Raw genomic sequence first — 21251 nt, forward strand, 5'->3', positions numbered from 1 at the left:
GACGATTCATGACACCTGTCACGTCAATGTCGTGACAGGTTCCGATAGCGAGAAATTCGTGCCTGAAAAAGACTTGAGGCATGAACGAAGTAGCAGTGGAGATCACGGGGATCCGTAAACAATTCCCCTCGGTGCTTGCCGTCAACGACATCGACCTCACGGTCGAGCGCGGCGAGATTCTTGCGTTTCTCGGGCCGAACGGCGCGGGAAAAACCACGACGCTCGACATGGTGCTCGGGCTCTCGCAACCCTCGTCGGGGAACATCCGGGTGTGCGGCACCACGCCGCACGAAGCGATCAAGGCCGGCAAAGTCTCCGCGCTTTTGCAGACGGGCGGACTCATTGCCGACATCACGGTGGGAGAAACCGTCGATTACATCGCCTCGACCTTTCCGAAGCCCACGATGGGCCGGCGTGCTCTTGAGCTCGCGGGCATCACGGACCTCGCGGATCGCAAAGTCAAGGCGTGTTCAGGCGGCGAGCAGCAACGCCTCAAATTCGCGCTTGCTCTCCTGCCTGACCCCGAAGTGCTCATCCTCGATGAGCCAACGGCCGGGATGGACGTCACCGCTCGCCGCAGCTTTTGGGATCGCATGCAAGCCGAAGCAACCGTCGGACGCACCGTCATTTTTGCCACCCACTACCTCGAGGAGGCCGAGCAGTTTGCCCGGCGCGTCGTTTTCATCTCCGAGGGCTCGATCGTGGCCGACGGCCCCACGGATCAGATTCGCGATCTCACCGGCGCGCGCGAGGTGCGCGTGTGCGCGAACCATCCCGAAACTGTCATGGCCGCCCTTCGCGAGCGTTTTCCGAGCCAGCGCGTTGAGATCAATGGTTCGAGTGTGGCGACCGTCAGCAGCGAAAGCGACAGCGTGGCCCGGTTCCTCCTCGCCATGGATGGCGTGAGCGCACTCGAGATTTCACGCCCCTCCCTCGAAGACTCCTTTGTTCGCCTCACACAAGATCGGAAGGTCAGCTAATGTTTGCGATCGAACTCAAGCGCCAATTCAGGGATCTCGTCAATCTTTTCTTCATCGTCGGTCTGCCGGTCATCATTTACATCGCTATCGGCACCACGAATGAATTTGCCGATATCGAGATCGGCGATGGCAATATCGCGATGACAATCATGATCGCCCTCGCCGCGTACGGAGCCGCAAGCGCGACAACCGGCATCGCCACGCAGGCTGGCGTTGAAAAAATCCGCGGTTGGGGCAGGCAGCTCGGGCTCACGCCGCTGAGCGACATGCGCTACGCCGCGGTCAAGGTGGGAGTTGGAAGCATCATCGCTCTCCTCCCGCTCGTGATCGTGTATGTGATCGGCGCCCTCACCAAAGCGGAGGCCCCGCTCGAGGATTGGATTATCTCGTTCCTCATTCTCTTCGTGGGTTCAATGATGTTTGGCTTCTACGGCCTTATTTTTGCCTTCGCCATGCGAAGCGAGGGCGCTGCAAACGCCTCCACCGGCCTACTCGTGCTGTTCGGCTTCCTCGGGAATCTCTTCGTTCCCCTCAGCGGCACGCTTCTCCAAATCGGCCGGTTTACGCCGCTTTACGGGTATGCAATGCTCGCGCGATACCCCGTCACCCATGGGAAGATGTATTCCACCGGCCCGGGCTTTTACGAGGACCCGCTGTGGTACGGCCTCGTCAACGTAGCGGTGTGGCTCGTGATCTTCGTGGTCCTCGCCCTCATGCTTGCCCGGAAGACTCGCGAAAGGCAGTAATGCTCGAGAACAGGGACCAGGGAGCCACCGTGGAGCATAGGCGCGCAATCGCGTATGCGATGTCGCTCGTGTGGCTCCTTTTCCTCGCCTTTCCGCTGGTGACGGCCTTTCAGGGAGGGCTTCCGACGCTTGCCGGCGCACTCTCGATCCTCCTGACGCTCGCGTTTGCCGCGCTTTACGCGGCATCAATGATTCGGCACTTTCGCGATCCCGATAGGATCACCGAATCGCTCACGTGGCAAAGCGTCGCGTTCATCGCGCTACTCATCGCGATGTGCGTCGCGCAAATGTTCCTGATCGGCACGGATGCCTTCTCACTCGCGGTCTTCGTCGTGCCTGTGTCTGTCTTCCTCCTCCCCCGCGCCCCGGTTACATCGCAGGCGCGTGCGTCGTGATCGCGATTCTCGCCTATCCCGTATACGCCCGAGAGTTCTGGCTATTGCCGTTCGGCATCATCGCTTCGGGCGTGTTCCTCGGTTGCGCGGGATCGGTGTTCTTCACCAAGGCTGCCCTCGACGACTCGCGAGTCGCCTCACAGGAGGCTGTTTTGGACGAGCGCGAAAGGGTTGCGCGCGACATTCACGACGTACTCGGGCACACCCTCACCGCGATCGCGCTCAAATCCGAGCTCGCCGAGCGCCTCGTGGAGAAGGATTCGGCTGCGGCCAAGCGCGAGATCGCCCTCATCACCCAACTCTCACGCGAGGGCATTGCCGACGTGCGCTCCACGGTTCTCGGCCTTCGCGTGCGTCAGCTTGGCGCCGAGCTCGAGCAGGCGCGAACCGTTGCGCGCGAAGCCGGGATCGAGCTCGCGGTACGCGGCGACGCCACCGACGTCGACCCGCAGTACAGGACCCTCTTTGCGTGGGGCCTGCGCGAGGCAATGACGAACATCGTGCGCCACTCGCACGCCACAAAAGCGGTCATCACGATTCGCCCTCACAGCATCGACATCACCGACAATGGCGTAGGGTTCTCGGGCACGAGCGGAAACGGCCTGCGCGGCCTACGCGAAAGAGTCGAAGGCGCGGGCGGAACGCTCACACTCACGGGCGGCGAAGACGGGACGACAGTGCAGGTGCGAATGTGATCAGGGTTCTTATAGCGGACGACCAGGCGATGGTGCGCGGCGCCCTCGCGGCGCTCCTGAGTCTCGAGGACGACATCGACGTCGTTGCCGAGGCCTCGAACGGCGAAGAGGCACTCGCGATTGCGCGCACAACCGACATCGACGTTGCGCTCGTGGACATCGAAATGCCCGGCCTCGACGGCATTGAGACAACCGCAGCGATCGTGCGCGGGGGGGCTCGATGTGCGTTGCCTCATCGTGACGACCTTTGGCCGGCCCGGCTACCTTCGCCGCGCCCTCGATGCCGGTGCAAGCGGTTTCGTGGTGAAGGAAACTCCCGCTGAAAAACTCGCCGACGCCGTGAAGAAAATCCACGCGGGCCAGCGCGTCGTCGATCCCGCACTCGCGACCGAGTCGCTTTTCGACGGAGCAAACCCCCTCACCGAACGCGAGCAAGAAATCCTGCGCATCGCCCGCGACGGCGACAAAATCTCAAGCATCGCGAAAAAAGTTCACCTGAGCGAGGGAACGGTGCGAAATTACCTATCCTCAGCTATCCACAAAACCGGCGCCGCGACGAGGGCTGCCGCCGCAAAACGCGCCAACGAACGAGGATGGCTCTAGAAAGAAGGCAAGCGTCGGGCGCCCCTCTCATACGCGCGAACGCGCGTTAACCTCGAACCTATCGAGCATGTCCTCTACCGCGTGAAACGCGTGATGGGAGTAAGCGCCCACCGAACGCTCCTCCTCGAGAGCGAGCCGGAGCGCATCCAGATAGCGCGTGAAGAGCGCCCAGTAGACATCGCGCGTATCCCTCTCGAGCCGCAGAGCTTCCGTGTTCGTGCGGTTGTTGAGCGCCGCCATGCGCCTTTCAAGCTTCGTGATGACGTGCGGCGGAACCGGCTGGCCGTCGATCGTCTGCTCGGCGAGGGGGCCGAGCTCACGGTTGACCGTCTCCAGCATGCTCCTCACGAGCATCTTTTCCTCGTGCCGCCGCTCATCAATGCCGGGTGCCGCAAGACCCGTTGCGCGAATAACGAACGGGAGCGTCCCCCCGAAGAGCAGCAGCGACCCCACGGCCACGAGGAAGGCGACAAGTATGACCGCGCCGCGATACTCGACGAGCTGACCTCCCGCAACATATGGAAGGGTTTGGATCGCCGCGAGGGTCACGACTCCTCGCATCCCCGCCCATGCCAGCACGATTCCGCCCTTCGGCGAAATCTGCTCGGTGAGCGCGTAATCAATGTCGGCACGGGTGCGATTGAGCCATCGCGAGCTTTCCGATTCCCAGTTCGAACCGAAGCGGTTACGCGCACGCTGCTCGCCCTTCTCGGTGAGGCCGCCCTTGAGCGTGTGCCCGAGCGCGCGGGCACGGGCCTCGCGGTGATTCGACATCCACACGACAACCGCGACGCCACACGCACGCAGCACGATCAACACGGCGAGCACAACGAGCGCCATGAGCCACACGCGCCCCAGGCTTCCACTCACGCGCGAGTCGTTCACGAGCCGCGCCACTTGCATGCCCATGAGAAGGAACACCGCGTGCTCGAGCACGTAGCTCGTGGTTGCCCAGGTCGAGCGGACCATCGCACGTTCCTCCGCGTTGAGGGACCGCGGCGCAAGATGGGACATCACTACCGCGGTGACGACGACCGCGATCACGCCGGACGCATGCACCTGCTCCGCGGGAACATACGACGCCCACGGGCTCGCGAGAGTCACGATGGTGACAAGCACCGGGTCGTTGAGGCGGCCACGAGCCCAATTGATGACCCGACCGGTCACATACCCGATCGCCAGCCCGCCTGCGACGGCCCACAGGAAGCCGAGGCTCGCTTCAACGAGCGAGAACCCAGTCGCGAGGGTCGCGACCGCCATCCGCATCGTCACGAGAGCGGCCGCGTCGTTGAAAAGGCTCTCCCCCTCGAGCAAAGTCATGAGGCGATCGGGAAGGCCGAGGCGCCGGCCGATGCTCGTCGCCGCGACCGCATCGATCGGCGATACCGCGGCCCCGAGTGCGATGGCGAGTGGAAGGGAGATCTCGCAAAAAAGCAGGTGCACGATCACGCCCACGAGGACGGCCGGCACTATGACCATGACGATACTGAGCCACGCAATCGGCTTGAGATTTCGTCGAAGCTCAATCACGGGCACGTTGCGACCCGAGGCGAAAAGAATCGGCGGAAGCACGCCGAGAAGAACCATCTCGTTCGTGAGTTCAACGTCGGGAATCCACGGCGTGAAGCTCGCGACGATCCCGAGCACGAGAAGGAGGAGCGGCGCCGCGATGCCGGTGCGGCGCGAGAAAAGTGCGGAGGCAACGAGGACGGTGAGCCCCACGAGCGCGAGGACGATGAGTTCCATTTATGGCTCTTTCCTCGTGCGCGCGGGGCCCACTGTCATAATGCTTACTTCGCGTCCACCTGCGCGAGGAAGTCCTGTGCGCCGCCCACGAGCTCAATGTGCCCCGTGGGCAGGTCGGCCGTCGCGAGCTTCGCGATCTCTTCTGCAAACTCGCGCACCGAGTACAACTTCCCGGCTGCCTCGCGACGTGCCTCGAGCGCACCCGGCTCCATGCGGTTGAGGAGGGTTGCCGTGACCGTTCCCTCGATCATGTCGCCCGAAACGACAACGAAGCTCACGCCTTTTTCGCTCATCTCGGGGATGCGCGACGTCAGCTCATCCTCGCCCGCGCGCTTCGACTTCGCGACCGCATCGTACGCGTCCATGGTGTCAACCTCGTTGATGAAGTGCGCCTGGTGGCTCGTCACGAAGATGACGCGACCGCCGGGATTCATGCGCGAGAGCGCAGCGGTGAGTGCGTTCGATTGTGCGTCGCGGTTGAGGCGAAGCGCGTAGTTGTCGCCGAGATCCTTCTCCATACCGCCCGAGGCGTTGAGAACGAGCAGATCGAGCGAACCAAACTCGTCGATCGCCGTTTGCATGAGGCGGTCGAGATCCTCTTCGTTCGTGAGGTCGGCGCCCACGGCTACGGCGCGACCGCCGGCCTCTTCGATTTCTTTCACGACCTTGTTCGCCCGCGGCGCCTTTTGACGATAGTTGACGACGACGTTGTAACCTTCCGCGGCGAGAATCTTCGCGGTGTCAGCACCCACGCCTCGCGACGACCCTGTGATGACGGCGGTTTTTGTGGTGGTCATGAATGATTCCTTCCAATCGGAGGAGCAAGAGGTTCAGAGATAGAGGCCGGTAACGTCGCCTTCGTGCGCATCTTCGTACACGGCGTGTACGTCGCGTTCGCGAAGGAGCACGTATACCTTCGCGTCGAGTTCGACCTCGGCACGGTCACCCGGATCAAAGAGCACGCGATCGCCTACGCGCACCTGGCGCACGTTGCTACCGGCGGCGACGACGTTCGCCCATGACAGGCGAGTCGACACGCTTACGGTTGCCGGGATCAGAATCCCGGACTTGCTGCGGCGCTCGCCCTCGGGATCCGGCTCGACCAGGAGGCGGTCGTGAAGCATCCGGAGCGGAAGCGCGGGTGTGTCACTCACTTCTGACGGTAGTCCCGGTCGAAGTAGTCGCCGTCCTTCGGCGTGCGCGTCACGAGGACAATCGCGCCAGCGGTGATCGCGAGGAGGCCGAGAGCACCACCGATGAGGCCCGCGACCGGTGCGGGCTTCACGGCGCCGCTATCGGCGACGAAAAAAGACTTCGCGGTATCCGAAGCTTCGTTCTTCCAGCGCTGGATGGCGTTGACGGGGTTGATGCGGTCGAGCAGCTCGTCGATGTCAGCGGCGAGATTGTCCTGGCGGCGCAGGGCCTCGCCCTTCATCTCCTCGAGGCTTTCCTTCTTCTTTCCCACGAGTTCCTCCCGGGATGTATGGTCGCGTGGTCGTACCGCTCGAGTCTACCGGTCGTCGGCTGGACTTTCACCGCGACCCCTTGGCCGGGTAGGCTAGGCGGGTATGCGCACGTGGCGGAATTGGTAGACGCGCTGGATTTAGGTTCCAGTGCCCTCGGGCGTGGGGGTTCAAGTCCCCCCGTGCGTACTCCCTCTCATCTCGACAACGCGCCAGCGTTGAGGAGGAAGCGATGACCCTGATTGGCCTCGTCCGTCACGGCCAGACGGACTGGAACCTCGCGCACATCTTCCAGGGGGCAAGCGATGTTCCCCTCAACGCGACCGGGGTTGAGCAGGCCCATCGCGCTCTCGATTCCACCCCGGAGTTCGCCTGGGACGGCGTCATGAGCTCACCTCTCATTCGTGCCCGCCTCACCGCCGAAGTGATCGCGACCGACCACAGCCTTCCGTTGATCGGCGTCCACGAGGGGTTCCGCGAAGTCGATTTTGGCTGGGCGGAAGGCAAACCCAGCGCCGAGGCCTACGCGGCCTATCCAGAGCGTGATTTTCCCGACCGGGAAAGCGTCGATGCCGTCCTCGAGCGCGTATGCGCAGCGGTGCGCGACGTATCGGCGCAGCACCCCGATGGACGGATTCTCGTGGTCGCGCACGGGACTCTCATTCGATACCTGGCCAGTGCCGTCGCACAGCGCGACTTCACCTCGCTCCCTAACACCTCGCTCACGCTCCTCGAGGTCTCCCCCACGCTCTGGCGAGTCCCTATGATCGCGGGCTATTCGCTACGCGAACCATTCGAATGGGCACACGAGGAGGGTGCGCTCCCCCGCTTCGATCCCGCCTGGGACGCGCCAAGCGGCATTGACCCGGCCACCCTCCCGCTCGCCGAACGCTCCGCACTCGAGGAGTACCGCCCGACAACCGAAAAAGCACCGAGCCACACCGCCGAGGAGTCACGATGACGCGCACCGCAGTGGGAACCGAATCCAACTGGTTTGACGACGACGAGATCCGTGAGCTCCGTCGTAAGCTCCCGATCCTCTACATCGATGTCGTCCCCGTTCGACTCGACCCCTACGGGGCGATCAAGGACATCGGTCTGCTTCTTCGCGCCGACGGTTCCGGGCGCATCATTCGCTCCCTCGTCTCTGGCCGCGTCCTCGTGCACGAGAGCCTTCGCGAGGCCATCATTCGCCACGTCGAGAAGGATCTCGGTACCGTGGCGCTTCCGAAGGTCCCCACGTCGATGGTGCCTTTTACCGTTGCGGAATACTTCCCCACCCCGGGCCAGTCGCCGTTCGTGGACCCGCGCCAGCACGCGGTTTCACTCGCGTACATCGTTCCCGTCGAGGGCGACTGCGCCCCGCAAGAAGATGCACTGGATCTCGGGTGGTTCGATGCGGCGACGATCCTTGAGTCAGCCGTCATGAACGAGCTTGAGCAGTCGCATGCGATTCTCGTGCGCCGCGCCCTTGCAGCCGGGGGCATCAACTAGCAGCACACGCCTAGCGTCTCAGGCACGCAAGCGCCCCGCGGGAATCAGATCAGGTTCGCGAGTCGCCCGGCCAACGCGCGAAACGCCTTGCCGCGGTGGCTGATCGCGTTTTTCTCCTCGGCAGTGAGTTCAGCCGACGTCTTCTCGTACCCCTCAGGGACGAAAAGCGGATCGTAGCCAAAACCTCCCTCACCGCGCGGCTCACGAAGGAGGGCCCCTCTCATCGTGCCGAGCTCGACCACCTCTCGAGCGCTGCCACCGTCGGAATGGGGAATGACCGCCGCGGCCGCACACACAAACTGCGCCCCGCGGTGGGCCGGCGCGATATCGGCGAGCTGAGCGAGAAGGAGGGCGTTGTTGGCGGCGTCATCGCCGTGGCGGCCCGACCAGCGGGCACTGAAGATCCCCGGGCTTCCGCCGAGAATATCAACGGCAAGACCCGAGTCATCGGCGATCGCGATGAGGCCGCTCTCTCGCGCCGCCGAACGTGCCTTGATCAGAGCGTTCTCCTCGAAGCTCACGCCATCCTCAACCGGGTCGGTGAGACCCAATTCGGCACTGGAGACGACAAGAGCCGGGTCGAAGCCGTCGATCGCCCCCGCGAGTACCTCGCGCAGTTCCTTGAGCTTCTTGGCGTTGTGGCTCGCGAGAACGATCTTCGCGTCGGTACTCACTGGCGTTCCTCAAAGGCCGCGAGCTGCATCTGGATCAACTGTTCACAGCCCTGGGAAGCAAGGCCAAGGAGTTGGTTCAGCTCGTCGTAGCTGAAGGGTGCTCCCTCGGCTGTTCCCTGTACCTCAACGAACTCGCCCGAACCGGTCATGACGACGTTCATGTCGGTTTCAGCCTTGACGTCCTCGCGGTACTCGAGGTCAAGCATCGGGATGCCGTCGATGATGCCGACGCTCACCGCCGACACGGAGTCGCGCAGGACATCGGCGAGCACCGGGATCGAGGCATGGCGTTTGCCCCACGTGATCGCGTCGACGAGGGCGACATACGCGCCCGTGATTGCTGCGGTGCGCGTTCCACCGTCGGCTTGCAGAACATCGCAATCGAGCTGGATCGTGTTCTCGCCAAGCGCCTTCATATCGACGACGCTTCGAAGCGAGCGGCCGATGAGTCGCGAGATTTCGTGGGTGCGCCCACCGATCTTGCCCTTGACGCTCTCGCGATCCGAGCGGCTCCCGGTCGCGCGCGGAAGCATGGCGTATTCCGCCGTAACCCAGCCCGTGCCGCTGCCCTTCTTCCAGCGCGGCACACCCTCCGTGAAGCTCGCCGCGCATAGCACGCGCGTGCGTCCAAATTCGATCAGGCAGCTGCCTTCGGCGTGGTCAAGCCAACCGCGCGTGATCCTCACGTCGCGGAGCTGATCGACGGTGCGTCCGTCGACTCGGGTGATCTGCTCGGTCATGGCTTTCTCCTCGTTGGTCGCGAGCTGGGAATTAAAGCGTGTAGGTGCGAAGTGACTCGGCGAGTTCGAGAGGACCGTCGAACTCGGCCCTCGCCTCTTCGAGCGGGACTTTGCGATCGGTCCACGGCGGGATGTGGGTCAGCACAAGCTTCTTCACCCCGGCTTCGCGCGCCAGAATTCCCGCACGCTTGCCCGTCAAGTGGATGCCCTGGAAGTGGTCGTCGCGCCCCTCAACGTACCCGGCCTCGCACAAGAGAAGGTCAACGCCACTTGCGAGAGCCGAGGCGCCCTCACACACGTCGGTATCGCCCGTGTAAGCGAGTACGGTGTCGCCCACGGCGATACGGAAGCCGAATGCGGGAACGGGGTGCTCCACGGGCACTGCCGTGATGATCGCACGCCCCGCTTCGATACTGTCCCCCTCCGATAGCGCAATGAACTCGTAGGGGGCGCGGATTGCGCCGGGCGGGATGGGGTCGGGATTGCCGGTCGCGGCGCTCAAACGTTCGTCGATGCCTTCGGGCGCGAAAACGCGGACCGTCGGACAGTTGACGAGCGGGTGATAGGCGAGGTAGACCTCGAGTCCCGCGAGGTCGAGGAAGTGATCCGCATGCAGGTGCGAGATGAGAATGATGTCGATGTGAGACGGGTCGATGACCTTGTGAAGGTTAGAGAGGGCACCATTGCCGCAATCGATGAGGATGCGAAACGGCTTACCGCGTTTACCGGGCACGGTCACGAGGTAGCACGAGGCCGGCTCGCCCGGACCCTCATAGCTGCCGGAGCAGCCCACCACTGTCAATTCGATGCTCATGCATTCTCCTCACGGGCGGGGATGGAGGTCGTGTGGGTAATCGCGGGGCCGAGGAAGCGCTGCGAGAGGCGCGCGAAGTTGCTCGTGCGGCCCACGCGCGGCGCCGTCTCAGCGAAGATGTGGCTCGGCGCGGTGGCCGCCGTGCGCATGAGGTTTTCACCCTGAAGTGTGCGGTACACGTCGATTGCGGTTTCTTCCGAGGACGACACGAGCGTGACGTCCGGCCCCATCACGTAGCTGATGACGCCGGCGAGCAGCGGATAGTGCGTGCAGCCAAGCACGAGCGTGTCCACGCCCGCTGCTTTGAGGGGCGCGAGGTACTCCTCCGCGGCAGCGAGGACCTCCTCGCCCGAATCGGTCCCGCTCTCGAGGAACTCGACGAAGCGGGGGCAGGCTGCGGCCTCCACATGGACGTCAAGCGCCGCTGAAAAGGCATCCTGGTAGGCCCCCGACTTCACGGTCGCGCGCGTACCGATCACGCCGATCCGCTTGTTGTGGGTCACGGACACGGCGCGGCGCACGGCCGGTTTGATGACTTCGAGAACGGGAACGCTGTAGCGCTCGCGCGCGTCGGCGAGAACCGCCGCGGTTGCCGTATTGCATGCGATCACGAGCATCTTGACGTCGTGCTCGACGAGTTCGTCCATGACCCCGAGAGCGTATTCCCGCACCTTCGCGAGCGGTTTGTCGCCATAGGGCGTGTGGGCCGTGTCGCCGATGTAGAAAAGCTCTTCATTCGGCAACTGATCGATGATCGCGCGTGCGACAGTGAGCCCGCCGATCCCGCTATCAAAAATCCCGATGGGTGAATCGTTCACGCTTTCAATCTATCGATCTGCGCGCTGACCGAGAGTGCTTCGGCCCACCCGTGCAAGGGATCTCACAGGCATCTAGGAGCGAGCGTTCAGGGCCCCGATCAACGTCGCCTGGAGCCACGAGGCGAACTCATACAGTGTCGCGAGGAACTCCAAACCGGCAACTCCCGGCTCGGCCTCAACCTGTTCGAGGTCGTTCGAACACAAAAGCTGGAGCGCTTCGAAGTCACCGTCGTTCTCGATCCCCATGCGGTCCGCGAGAACGAGGCGAATAACATTGAGCGCCTTGAGCCATGAGACCGCATCGGAGCGCTCGATCACGATCTCATCGTGCGGCCCTTCGCCCCCGATGTCGCCGGCAACTTCCAGGCTCGCGCGAAGCACGCTCAAGTTCGCGATATGGGCATCGGCGAGGTTGCCTTGCGTGAGGCGCCGGTACTCGCCCGCCTCTTCATCGTTCTCGCTCGCGGGCGGAAAAAGCCGTTGAGTTGCGCTGTCGCGCGGGGCCTCCGTCCGCGCGCGCGAAGTTTCAGCCTCGAGCCTCGCGAGCGGGTCCTCTGACATCACCTCGCTCGGGCGTTGCCCGGTCTCATCACTCTCGCCGATTTCAAGATCGGCGCGAATGAGGTCGGTAATTTCGCCCGCTACTTGCGCGAGTACGGCGCGCTCTTCCGCTTCGAGCCTGCACATCAGTCGACCGTCGGCCCGCGCGATGAACGAATGCGCCACTACGCCTCCTCGAGGATCGCGAGGAGGCCGAATTCGTGCATCGCACCCACGTGAGATTCAGCGGTCTCTCGCCCGTCGCACGACACGATCGCACGCCCCTGCGTATGGACCTGCATCATGAGCGCGTGGGCCTTGGAGCGGGCGTACCCGAAGTGAGTGCGAAACACGTAGGTCACGTACGTTTGCTCGTTCACGGCGTCGTTTAGCACAACGGTGTTCCACTTTCGGTCGGTTTCAGTTCCGACGCTTGCCAGGGACTCGCTCTGGCGGTCTTCGCGCACGGCGTTTCCTCCCTCGCCTCTCAACTTCGGGCTCCACTACGGGTATGAACACTAAGACTACCCGGCTTCCTCGTTTAGGCTTGCTCTGTGCCAACGACCTCACTAAAGACCGATTTGTACGAACTCACCATGATCCAAGCCGCGCGTGATGCCGGTGTCGCGGATCGCCAATGCGTGTTCGAGGTGTTCACCCGCTCGCTTCCCGAGGGGCGACGCTACGGCGTGTTCGCAGGGATTGGCCGTATTCTCGATGCGCTCGAATCGTTTCGCTTCGAGGCTGAGGATCTCGATTTTCTGCGGTCGACGGGGCAGTTCACCGAGGACGTGCTCGCCTATCTCGCGGACTACCGGTTTGAGGGCAGCATCGATGCGTATGCGGAAGGCGAGCTCTTTTTCCCGAGCTCCCCCGTCGTGCGCGTCGAAGGCACCTTCGAGCAGTGCGTGCTTCTCGAAACTCTCGTGCTCTCCATCCTCAATCACGACTCGGCGATTGCGTCCGTGGGCTCGCGCATGATCCAGGCTGCGGCGGGGCGCCCGTGCATCGAGATGGGTTCGCGGCGCGTGCATGAGGATGCCGCCGTCGCCGCCTCGCGGGCCGCGGCCATCGTGGGATTTTCGTCAACCTCGAACCTCGAGGCCGGTCGAACCTACGGGATTCCCGTCGTGGGCACCTCCGCCCATGCCTTCACTCTCGTGTTCGATACCGAAGCGGAAGCCTTCCAGGCTCAAGTAAACTCGCTAGGTGCGCACACGAGCCTGCTCGTGGACACATTCGATATCTCCGCGGCGATCGAGTCCGCGGTAGCCATCGCGGGCCCCGACCTCGGCGCGGTGCGCATCGACTCCGGCGCCCTCGGCGAAACGGCCCGCGAGGTGCGTGCCCAGCTCGATGCGCTCGGCGCGACGCGCACCTCAATCACCGCGACAAGCGACCTCGACGAATACCGCGTATTTGCACTTCGCGACAGCCCCGTCGACAGCTACGGGATCGGCACTCGCCTCGTGACCGGCGGCGATCACCCCGCGCAGGGCTTCGTTTTCAAACTCGTCGAACGCGAGAACTTATCCGGCGAGATGGAGGCCGTCGCGAAGAAGTCCGCGCAAAAGGCCACCGTCGGGGGAAGCAAACGCGCCTATCGTGTGTGCGGCGCCGAAGGTGAGGCATGCGCCGAGCTCGTCCTCGCCGATAACCAGGGCGATCAGCCATCGCAAGCCCCGGGCTCCCGGCCTCTTCTCACACGCCTCGTCGAGCGCGGCAACGTTCTCGACTCACGCAGCCAATGGGAGCGTATCAAAGCCGCACGCAGTGTGCACGAGCGTGCTCTCGACGAACTTGCACTCGCCGATCCGCATATCCGCACGGGGCAGGACGGCGATGTCGCGCTGCCGGTCGTCCACTCCCTCGAGGAGCTTGCCTACCTGCGAAACGCCGGGAAGCGATAGTTCCCGGCAAGCGTCGGGCTACTTCTTGCCCACGAACCAGCCGCGAAGAATGTCGATCCTCTTTTGAATCTGCTCCGCGCTCGCCTGCGGAACCGCAGGGCCACCCGAGCGGCGGCGCAGTTCGTTGTGCACCTGACCGTGCGGGGTTCCGGTGCGGCGCGCCCAGCCCGATACGAGCGAGCTGAGCTCCTTGCGAAGCGCCGTCACGTCGCGGTGCGTTGCTGCCGCGGGCGCGCTCGAGCGCGCTGACGAACGCCGTTGCTGGCTCTTTTGACGCTCGCGCAAGAGCGTCGTCACTTGCTCTGGCTCAAGCAGGCCTGGGATTCCCAAAAACGCCTGCTCTTCCTCGCTCCCCGCCATCGCGAGGGTCCCGTACTCGCCACCGTCGAAGAGGACGCGGTCAAAGTGGGCATCTGATTCGAGGGCCTCGTAGCTGCCCTCAAGCTCACTACTCGCCTTCTCCTCGCGATTGGCCTCGCGCAGCGCCTCCTCATCGAGGCCTGTCTCCGGGTCAAGCTGGTCTTTTTCGCGCATATCGAGGACGTGGTCGCGCTCGACCTCCATCTCGTTCGCGAGGCCGAGAAGAACGGGAACCGAGGGAAGAAACACGCTCGCCGTTTCACCACGCGTGCGAGAGCGCACGAAGCGGCCCACCGCCTGCGCAAAGAACATCGGGGTCGAAGTCGACGTTGCATACACGCCCACGGAAAGGCGCGGAACGTCGACTCCCTCGGACACCATACGCACCGCGACCATCCAGCGATCCTGCGAGGTGCTGAACTCTTCGATCTTGCGGCCCGCGGTCGCGTCATCCGAGAGGACGAGAGTGGGTTTCTCACCCGTGATGCGCTCGAGAATTTTCGCGTACGCGCGCGCAGTGGACTGATCCGTCGCAATCACGAGACCGCCCGCGTCGCTCACGCCGCGACGAACCTCGGTGAGGCGTTGATCGGCGGCCGCAAGAACAGTGGGGATCCACTCGCCCTTCGGATCGAGCGCCGTGCGCCACGCCTGCTGCATGATGTCTTTCGTTTCGAGGCCGCCAAGCTGCGCCGAAACCTCGTCCCCGCTCTTCGTCCGCCAGTGCATTCGCCCCGAATACGTCATGAACAACACGGGCCGCACCACGTGGTCCTGCAAAGCCTGACGGTAGCCGTACGTGTAGTCGGCCTTTGAGCGCATGAACCCCTCGGCGTCAGGTTCGTAGCGCACAAAGGGGATGTGGGCATCGTCCGAGCGGAACGGGGTACCCGTGAGTGCGAGGCGACGTTTCGCGGGGTCAAAGGCCTCGCGGACACCATCGCCCCACGTGAGCGCGTCGCCCGCATGGTGGATCTCATCAAGGATGACGAGGGTCGGAGCCGCCTCGGTTCTCGCTCGGTGCAACCTCGGGTTCGCCCCCACTTGCGCGTAAGTGAGGGCAACGCCTTGATAGTGATCGCCGTGCCGACCCTGGGAATTAGAGAAGTTCGGGTCGATCTGAATGCCCACGCGTAGCGCGGAATCCGCCCACTGGGTCTTCAGGTGCTCGGTCGGGGCAACCACGGTGACGCGGCGCACCACCCCTTCCTTGAGCAGGCCCGCGGCGATCTGCAAAGCAAAGGTTGTTTTGCCGGCGCCCGGGGTCGCCACGGTCATGAAGTCGCGCGGCTGGCGCTCTTGGTAAAGGTTCAGGGCTTCGGCCTGCCACGCACGGAGCTTCGGCGCCGTGCCCCACGCTGCGCGCTCGGGGAATGCGGGCGGCATCTGCTGCGCCGCAAACGACGAGGGCTTGCGGGGGGTCGACTGGGTGTGCACAGCCGGCGCGTGTTGCTCGCTGGTGCGCGTCGACTCCAGATAGCTCGAGAACAGGTCGGGCGAAGCGGAAGAATCGTGGGCATTCATAAGCGCCATCCACGATAAACCCGGCAGCGGCTAGAGCATCTCAGCGACCCGAGCCGAAAAGCCCCCGAAAGCCGCCAAAGCCGCCTTTACCTCGGCCTTTATCCTCGCCGTCGCCCGAGTTGCTTCCGTCACCAATGCCGTCGTAGATCTCTTTGCACTGCGGGCACACGGGGTACTTCTTCGGGTCGCGGCCAGGAACCCACACTTTGCCGCACAGCGCGATCACCGGCGAGTTGTTTAGCGCGGCCTTCGCGATCTTTTCCTTCTGCACGTAGTGAGCGAAGCGATCGTGATCGCCTGGATCGGCGTCCTCCGTCTGTTCCTCACGTTCGAGCACCGCTGTCGAGCTCGGCGCAGCGCCGGGGGCAGCGGGTGCCTGCGGGGCACCGTGGTCCGGGGAGTTCGGGTCCGAGATCGAGGCCGTGAAGCGAATGCGTGTCGTACTCATGCCTCGATCCTAGCGGGGCTCCCCCGCGCGGGCCACGGCGCGCGCAACCGCGGGCGTGACGCGCTCGTCAAACACGCTCGGCACAATGTGGCGCGCTGAAAGCTCGTCGTTGCTGACAACGGAGGCGATCGCCTGGGCCGCCGCGAGAAGTGCCTCGTCGGTGACCTCGCACGCGTGGGCGTCGATAAGCCCGCGGAACACACCGGGGAACGCAAGGACATTGTTGATCTGATTCGCAAAATCACTGCGTCCCGTCGCTACGACGGCGGCGTGCTTCCAGGCGATCTCAGGGTCGACCTCGGGCACGGGGTTCGAGAGCGCGAAGACGATCGCGCGCTCGTTCATGCTCCTCAGCATCGACTCATCGAGAATGTTCGGGACGCTCACACCGATAAACACATCGGCTCCCTCAACGGCCTCGCGCAGCCCACCCTCCACTTTGCGAGGGTTCGTGTGGCGAGCGATCCACTCGAGACGATCTCCGGCCTCGCGACCCTCTCGAACGATGCCCTTCGAGTTTGTGACGATCACATCGCGCGCGCCCGCCGCAAGGAGAAGCCGCAGGATTGCCGTGCCCGCAGCGCCCGCACCCGACATCGCGATGCGGACCTCTTCAATCGGCTTTTCCACGATCGTGAGCGCGTTCGTGAGCGCCGCAAGAACGCACACGGCGGTACCGTGCTGGTCGTCGTGGAACACAGGAATGTCGAGCTCGGCACGCAGTCGGTCTTCGATCTCGAAACAGCGCGGCGCGGAGATGTCTTCGAGGTTGATTCCCGCGAAAGCGGGTGCGATCGCCTTGACGTGCGCGACGATGTCCTCAACCTCGTGCGCATCGAGGCAGATCGGGAAGGCATCCACGTCCGCGAAACGTGAAAAGAGCGCCGCCTTTCCTTCCATCACGGGTAGCGCGGCGAGGGGGCCTCGATCGCCGAGCCCTAGGATGGCGGAGCCGTCGGTCACGACCGCGACGGTGTTCTTCTTGATCGTGTACTCGCAGGCTTTCTCGGGCTTTTCCGCGATTTCCTCGACGACGCGGGCCACGCCCGGCGTGTAGACGATCGCGAGGTCGTCAGCGTTGTCGATCGGAGCGGTGGGCTCGACTGTGAGCTTTCCGCCTTCGTGGGCCTCAAAAATGCGACGTTCGACGGCTTCGGTTCCGGTCTCAAGACGCGTGGGTTCGGTGCTGTCAGGTGTGTGCGTAGCCATGATTTCATCCTTCCACGGCCGCGACCTTTCCGCCGGGACTTAGCGAAGATCCGCAATCGCGCGGCGCACTCTCTTTTCCGAAACCGTGTACCGCGTTCCAAGTTGCTGCGCAAAGAACGAGACTCGCAGCTCTTCGAGCATCCAGGGAATCTCGCGCGCCTCATCGCTTTCGAGCGCCTCGGTCGAGAGTTTCGATTTCGCTTTCTCGAACATGCCGACAAGATCCTCGATCTGCCACGCAAGTTGGGCATCGCGCGCAGGGTTGTCCTGCATTTTCTCGATCCTGTGGATGTCTGCCTTCAGGTAGCGAGGAATCTCGGGAACGATGTGCGCAGGCGTGCGCGAAATGAACCTCCCGGAGGTGAGTGAGTCGGCGTGCTCGCGGATCTGGGTGAGCTGCTGCAGCACCGAGAGGCTCGACACTTTGGAAATAGCCCGCTGAAGCTTCGCGTGAAGAGCGAGAGCGTCGACGGCGGCGAGCACGAGCGTGCGTGAAAGGCCTGCGTGCTCGGCACGCACGGCCTCGACGAGCGCGTCGAATTCAGCCTTCGTCCACACAAGACCACCGTTTTCCGTTCGGGAAATCAACTCGGCGCTCGCGGCGAGCGCCGCATCGCTCAAAAGCGCCTTTGCGCTCCCGTAACTGGATTGAGAAATCGCGAGCTTCGTGGGATTCGGGAGCGAGCCGAGCACCTGCGCCGACTTCGACCCGAGGGCTTCGGTCACGAGGTGCGTCACGGCACGGACGTGCTCGCGGCGCTGATCGAGGGCAGTCGGCATCGCGGTGAGGTCGACACTCACACCGCCGCTATCCTCGCGGAGTTTGAGCGCGGGATACACGACAACATTGAGCCCACCTTGCCGGTTGCGTTTCGTGCGGGGAATCTCGAAGTCAGGAAATCCGTCGAGATCGCGGTCGCCAAAGGACTCGGCTTGCCGGGCCGCGCTTGATTCGACACGTGCGCGGTGTGCCTTCTTGAGTGCGAGAAGGTCATCGCCCGAGCCGATCTCGCGCCCGCGATCATCGCGCACCGAGAAATGCATGCGAAGGTGCGCGGGAAGTTTGCTCGCATCAAATTCATCGCCGTAGAGCGGCAGGTCGTCGGGGACACCGGGAAGTGCCACGAGTTCGTCGGCAACAGCTTCGACGAAGCGCTCGCCCGTATTCGGGTCGTCGTCGCGCAGGATCTGGGCGACGGCGCGTGCCTTGTCCGGCGCGGGGATGAGGTGGCGGCGAATTGGCTTCGGGAGGGTCCGAATGAGCTCGGCAATTTTCTCTTCGCGCATGCCAGGCACGAGCCAATCAAAGCCCTTCGGCTCGAGTCTGCCGAGCACGGCGAGGGGAACGAGGGCCGTGACACCATCCTTGAAGTGGGCCGTCGATTTCGGCTGGTCACCGTCGCAGGCACCTCGAGCCGAAGGCTCGAATGCATAGCGAAGCGCGAGCGTGATGTCCCCCTGCACCCATGTGTCGGGGAAACCTGCGGCGTGGTCCTCCGCGTCGCCCTCGAGCAAGATTTCACGAGTGAGATGCAAGAGCTCGGGAGTCTCGTGACGCTGCTTCTTCCACCACGCATCGAAGTGCCGCCCGCTCGTCACCTTCGCGGGGATACGCGCGTCATAAAACTCGAACAGGGCGGCGTCGCCCGCGATGAGGTCCCTGCGCCGCGCCTTGTTTTCAAGCTCTTCGAGTTCCTCTATGAGTCGCACATTGTCGCGAAAGAAGTGGTGGCGGGTGTTCCACTGCCCCTCGATGAGGGCATGCTGAATGAAAATCTCGCGCGAAAGTTCGGGATCGATGCGGCCGTAGGCGACGGGGCGGCGCGCGAAAATCGGGACGCCAAACAGGGTCGCTTTTTCGTACGCCATCGCGCTTGCCTTCTTCGAGCTCCAATGCGGCTCGGAGTAGCTGCGCTTCATGACGTGAGGGCCGACGTCCTCAATCCACGCGGGATCGATCTTCGCGGCCGTGCGGGCGAACAGGCGTGATGTTTCCACGAGTTCCGCGGCCATGACGTAATCGTGGCGTTTTCTCGCGATCGTGCTTCCGGGCCAGATCACGAACCGAGAATTGCGCGCGCCCTGGTAGTCGCGCGTGCGCTCGTCGTAGAGCCCCACGTGGCTCAGAAGCCCGGCCAGCAGGCTTTGGTGGATGGTCGCGTCGCTCGCCGGGTTATCCGACGGCCGCAGCCCCACGTCGCGGCACATGTCTTTGAGCTGCGCGTGGAGGTCCCACCATTCACGGATACGCACGTAGTGCAGGTACTCGCTCTTGACTTCGCGCTTGAATGCCGAGTTGGAGAGCGCCTTGCGGCGCTCGCTCAAGTGCCGCCAGAGGTTGAGGTAGGTGAGGAAGTCACTCGTATCGTGAGTGAAACGCGCGTGCAGCTGATCCGCCTGCGTTTTCTTCTCGAGGGGACGCTCGCGCGGATCCTGAATCGAGAGTGCGGCGACGATCACGAGGACTTCGCGGAGTGCACCGCGCTTATCGGCTTCGAGGAGCATACGCGCCATACGCGGGTCGAGTGGAAAACGCGAGATCTGCTCGCCGATCGCCGTGAGCGCTCGTCCACCGGGGGCATTTTTCTCGCTGCGGATCGCACCGAGTTCCTCGAGGAGGCGCACGCCATCACGCACCGCGCGCTTATCGGGGGCTTCGACGAACTCGAAGCTCTCGATGTCGCCGAGCCCAAGAGCGGTCATCTGCAGGACGACGCTCGCAAGGGCTGTACGAAGAATTTCTGGTTCGGTGAACTCGGGCCGCGTGTCGAAATCTTGCTCGGAATAGAGGCGAATCGCTATGCCGGGGCTCGTGCGCCCGGATCGCCCCGAACGCTGCTTCGCGCTCGCCTGACTGATCGGCTCGATCGGGAGGCGCTGCACTTTCGTGCGCTGCGAGTAACGTGAAATGCGCGCGAGGCCCGAGTCGACGACGTATTTAATGCCCGGAACGGTGAGGGAGGTTTCCGCGACATTCGTCGCGAGAACGATCCGACGGCGGCCGTCTTTCGGCGGGCTGAAGATCTTCTGCTGGTCCTGCTCTGAGAGGCGGCCAAAGAGAGGCAGAACGTCTATTCGACTCGCCGCCCCCACTCGTTTCTTCACGTGCGTTTGGAGCTCCTCTCCCACCTCGCGGATCTCACGCTCACCCGGGAGAAACACAAGGATGTCGCCGGGCCCCTCGGCGATCAGTTCATCGCACGCATCGACGATCGCCTCGGTGAGGTCGCGCTCCTCGCTGCGGATGTCTGCGAGTTCGTCCACCTCACCGATCTCGGGCTCGAGGACGAGCGGCCGGTAGCGCACCTCAACGGGGTAGGTGCGGCCCGACACCTCGATGATGGGGGCGGGGTGCAGGTCACCCGCGCGATCCTTCTTTCCGAAGAATTCGGCGAAGCGCTCGGGATCGATTGTCGCCGAGGTAATGATGATTTTCAGCTCGGGCCTACGGCGGGCGATGCGCTTGAGGTAGCCGAGCAGCATGTCGATCGTGAGACTGCGCTCGTGAGCCTCGTCGATGATGATGGCGTCGTATTTCTTCAGCAGCCTGTCGCCGTGAATCTCCGAGAGGAGGATGCCGTCGGTCATGACCTTGAGACGCGTGGATGTGGCGGTGTTTTTCGTAAACCTCACCTGGTATCCGACGCTTCCCTCGCCAAGCCTCTCGCCCAATTCCTCCGCGATGCGACTCGCGACGCTTCGGGCGGCGATCCTTCGGGGCTGCGTGTGACCGATCATGCGCCCGCGGCCACCGTAGCCGAGTTCGAGGAGCATTTTCGGAAGCTGCGTGGTTTTGCCCGAGCCTGTCTCGCCAGCGACGATCACGATTTGGTTGTCGCGAATCGCTCGCTGGATTTCCTCACGCCGCTGAGAGACGGGAAGGTCAGCGGGGTAAGTGATCGCAAGACGCGGCTTCGCCGTACCGGGGCGCGCGCCAGTATTCTCGTTGCTGGAGGTCATATCGCCTCCATCGTAGTCGCCGGATCGCCGCATTCGTCCGTGGGAGTGGACACAAGCATCCCTCACATGCGGCAGGTGCGTCCGCATCCGAGTCTCGTTCAGCACGACACCCCTACCATTGAGGCGCATCCC

Annotated in this window: 21 protein-coding genes, 1 tRNA gene and 1 pseudogene; 9 read left to right on the forward strand and 14 right to left on the reverse strand. The window is 63.6% G+C overall.

The window, feature by feature from the left end:
* Window positions 1-80: 80 nt before the first annotated feature.
* The 5 genes and pseudogenes from FXY94_RS10040 (at window position 81) to FXY94_RS10055 (ending at window position 3419) form a co-directional block, all read left to right on the forward strand.
* Window positions 81-980 carry an ABC transporter ATP-binding protein gene (locus FXY94_RS10040; RefSeq protein WP_016664939.1) on the forward strand — a complete coding sequence of 300 codons (900 nt, stop codon included), beginning with the start codon at window positions 81-83 and terminating at the stop codon, window positions 978-980.
* Window positions 980-1726: an ABC transporter permease gene (locus FXY94_RS10045; protein WP_016664940.1), complete on the forward strand. Its 747-nt coding sequence runs from the start codon at window positions 980-982 to the stop codon at window positions 1724-1726. The genes FXY94_RS10040 and FXY94_RS10045 overlap by 1 nt, the downstream gene beginning before the upstream one ends.
* Before the next feature lie 29 nt (window positions 1727-1755).
* Window positions 1756-2121 (forward strand): hypothetical protein, encoded by a 366-nt coding sequence (locus FXY94_RS10870; protein ID WP_172620181.1) that lies wholly within the window; start codon window positions 1756-1758, stop codon window positions 2119-2121.
* Window positions 2118-2816, forward strand: a complete 699-nt coding sequence (locus tag FXY94_RS10050; RefSeq protein ID WP_016664942.1) for a sensor histidine kinase — start codon at window positions 2118-2120, stop codon at window positions 2814-2816. Before FXY94_RS10870 ends, FXY94_RS10050 begins: the two co-directional genes overlap by 4 nt.
* Before the next feature lie 29 nt (window positions 2817-2845).
* Window positions 2846-3419: pseudogene (locus FXY94_RS10055) on the forward strand (response regulator).
* A gap of 27 nt (window positions 3420-3446) precedes the next feature.
* Here the strand turns inward: FXY94_RS10055 and FXY94_RS10060 are convergent.
* The 4 genes from FXY94_RS10060 to FXY94_RS10075 are packed head-to-tail and all read right to left on the reverse strand — an operon-like array spanning window position 3447 to window position 6630.
* On the reverse strand, window positions 3447-5165 hold the full coding sequence (locus FXY94_RS10060; RefSeq protein ID WP_016664944.1) for a cation:proton antiporter: 1719 nt from the start codon (window positions 5163-5165) through the stop codon (window positions 3447-3449).
* A gap of 44 nt (window positions 5166-5209) precedes the next feature.
* Window positions 5210-5962 (reverse strand): SDR family oxidoreductase, encoded by a 753-nt coding sequence (locus FXY94_RS10065; protein WP_016664945.1) that lies wholly within the window; start codon window positions 5960-5962, stop codon window positions 5210-5212.
* 33 nt (window positions 5963-5995) lie between these two features.
* Complete coding sequence (locus FXY94_RS10070) at window positions 5996-6319, reverse strand: GroES family chaperonin (RefSeq protein ID WP_016664946.1); 324 nt, start codon at window positions 6317-6319, stop codon at window positions 5996-5998.
* Window positions 6316-6630, reverse strand: coding sequence for a hypothetical protein (locus tag FXY94_RS10075; protein ID WP_016664947.1), 315 nt, complete (start codon window positions 6628-6630; stop codon window positions 6316-6318). Before FXY94_RS10075 ends, FXY94_RS10070 begins: the two co-directional genes overlap by 4 nt.
* Window positions 6631-6735: 105 nt before the next feature.
* On the opposite strand from FXY94_RS10075, the gene FXY94_RS10080 reads away from it, so the two are divergent.
* The 3 genes from FXY94_RS10080 to FXY94_RS10090 all read left to right on the forward strand — a co-directional run bounded on the left by FXY94_RS10080 (window position 6736) and on the right by FXY94_RS10090 (window position 8122).
* Window positions 6736-6817 (forward strand) — tRNA-Leu (locus FXY94_RS10080).
* 43 nt (window positions 6818-6860) lie between these two features.
* Window positions 6861-7589 (forward strand): histidine phosphatase family protein, encoded by a 729-nt coding sequence (locus FXY94_RS10085; protein WP_016664948.1) that lies wholly within the window; start codon window positions 6861-6863, stop codon window positions 7587-7589.
* A complete protein-coding gene (locus FXY94_RS10090; RefSeq protein ID WP_016664949.1) occupies window positions 7586-8122 on the forward strand; it encodes a DUF4916 domain-containing protein in 537 nt (178 codons plus the stop codon). The genes FXY94_RS10085 and FXY94_RS10090 overlap by 4 nt, the downstream gene beginning before the upstream one ends.
* Window positions 8123-8166: 44 nt before the next feature.
* Here the strand turns inward: FXY94_RS10090 and rdgB are convergent, their stop codons facing one another.
* From rdgB to clpS, 6 genes are all read right to left on the reverse strand, one after another.
* On the reverse strand, window positions 8167-8796 hold the full coding sequence (gene rdgB / locus FXY94_RS10095; protein WP_016664950.1) for an RdgB/HAM1 family non-canonical purine NTP pyrophosphatase: 630 nt from the start codon (window positions 8794-8796) through the stop codon (window positions 8167-8169).
* Window positions 8793-9536: a ribonuclease PH gene (gene rph / locus FXY94_RS10100; RefSeq protein WP_016664951.1), complete on the reverse strand. Its 744-nt coding sequence runs from the start codon at window positions 9534-9536 to the stop codon at window positions 8793-8795. The genes rdgB and rph overlap by 4 nt, the downstream gene beginning before the upstream one ends.
* 31 nt (window positions 9537-9567) lie before the next feature.
* Window positions 9568-10350 (reverse strand): MBL fold metallo-hydrolase, encoded by a 783-nt coding sequence (locus tag FXY94_RS10105; RefSeq protein WP_016664952.1) that lies wholly within the window; start codon window positions 10348-10350, stop codon window positions 9568-9570.
* Window positions 10347-11168 carry a glutamate racemase gene (gene murI, locus FXY94_RS10110; protein WP_016664953.1) on the reverse strand — a complete coding sequence of 274 codons (822 nt, stop codon included), beginning with the start codon at window positions 11166-11168 and terminating at the stop codon, window positions 10347-10349. The genes FXY94_RS10105 and murI overlap by 4 nt, the downstream gene beginning before the upstream one ends.
* 72 nt (window positions 11169-11240) lie before the next feature.
* Window positions 11241-11894, reverse strand: coding sequence for a DUF2017 family protein (locus tag FXY94_RS10115; protein ID WP_016664954.1), 654 nt, complete (start codon window positions 11892-11894; stop codon window positions 11241-11243).
* Complete coding sequence (clpS, locus tag FXY94_RS10120; protein WP_016664955.1) at window positions 11894-12175, reverse strand: ATP-dependent Clp protease adapter ClpS; 282 nt, start codon at window positions 12173-12175, stop codon at window positions 11894-11896. The genes FXY94_RS10115 and clpS overlap by 1 nt, the downstream gene beginning before the upstream one ends.
* Window positions 12176-12262: 87 nt before the next feature.
* Between clpS and FXY94_RS10125 the strand changes: the two genes are divergently transcribed.
* Window positions 12263-13618 carry a nicotinate phosphoribosyltransferase gene (locus FXY94_RS10125; protein ID WP_016664956.1) on the forward strand — a complete coding sequence of 452 codons (1356 nt, stop codon included), beginning with the start codon at window positions 12263-12265 and terminating at the stop codon, window positions 13616-13618.
* Between the two features lie 18 nt (window positions 13619-13636).
* On the opposite strand, the gene FXY94_RS10130 is transcribed toward FXY94_RS10125, so the two are convergent.
* From FXY94_RS10130 to hrpA, 4 genes are read right to left on the reverse strand one after another with little or no spacing between them, the layout of a single operon-like run.
* Window positions 13637-15502, reverse strand: coding sequence for a DEAD/DEAH box helicase (locus FXY94_RS10130; RefSeq protein ID WP_016664957.1), 1866 nt, complete (start codon window positions 15500-15502; stop codon window positions 13637-13639).
* A gap of 40 nt (window positions 15503-15542) precedes the next feature.
* On the reverse strand, window positions 15543-15950 hold the full coding sequence (locus FXY94_RS10135; RefSeq protein WP_016664958.1) for a DUF3039 domain-containing protein: 408 nt from the start codon (window positions 15948-15950) through the stop codon (window positions 15543-15545).
* A 9-nt stretch (window positions 15951-15959) separates the two neighbouring features.
* On the reverse strand, window positions 15960-17159 hold the full coding sequence (locus FXY94_RS10140; RefSeq protein WP_016664959.1) for an NAD(P)-dependent malic enzyme: 1200 nt from the start codon (window positions 17157-17159) through the stop codon (window positions 15960-15962).
* Window positions 17160-17198: 39 nt separating this feature from the next.
* Window positions 17199-21119, reverse strand: coding sequence for an ATP-dependent RNA helicase HrpA (hrpA, locus tag FXY94_RS10145; RefSeq protein WP_016664960.1), 3921 nt, complete (start codon window positions 21117-21119; stop codon window positions 17199-17201).
* Between the last annotated feature and the right edge of the window lie 132 nt (window positions 21120-21251).

This window comes from Dermabacter jinjuensis (assembly GCF_902381725.1).
In the GTDB taxonomy this organism is placed as follows: domain Bacteria; phylum Actinomycetota; class Actinomycetes; order Actinomycetales; family Dermabacteraceae; genus Dermabacter; species Dermabacter hominis.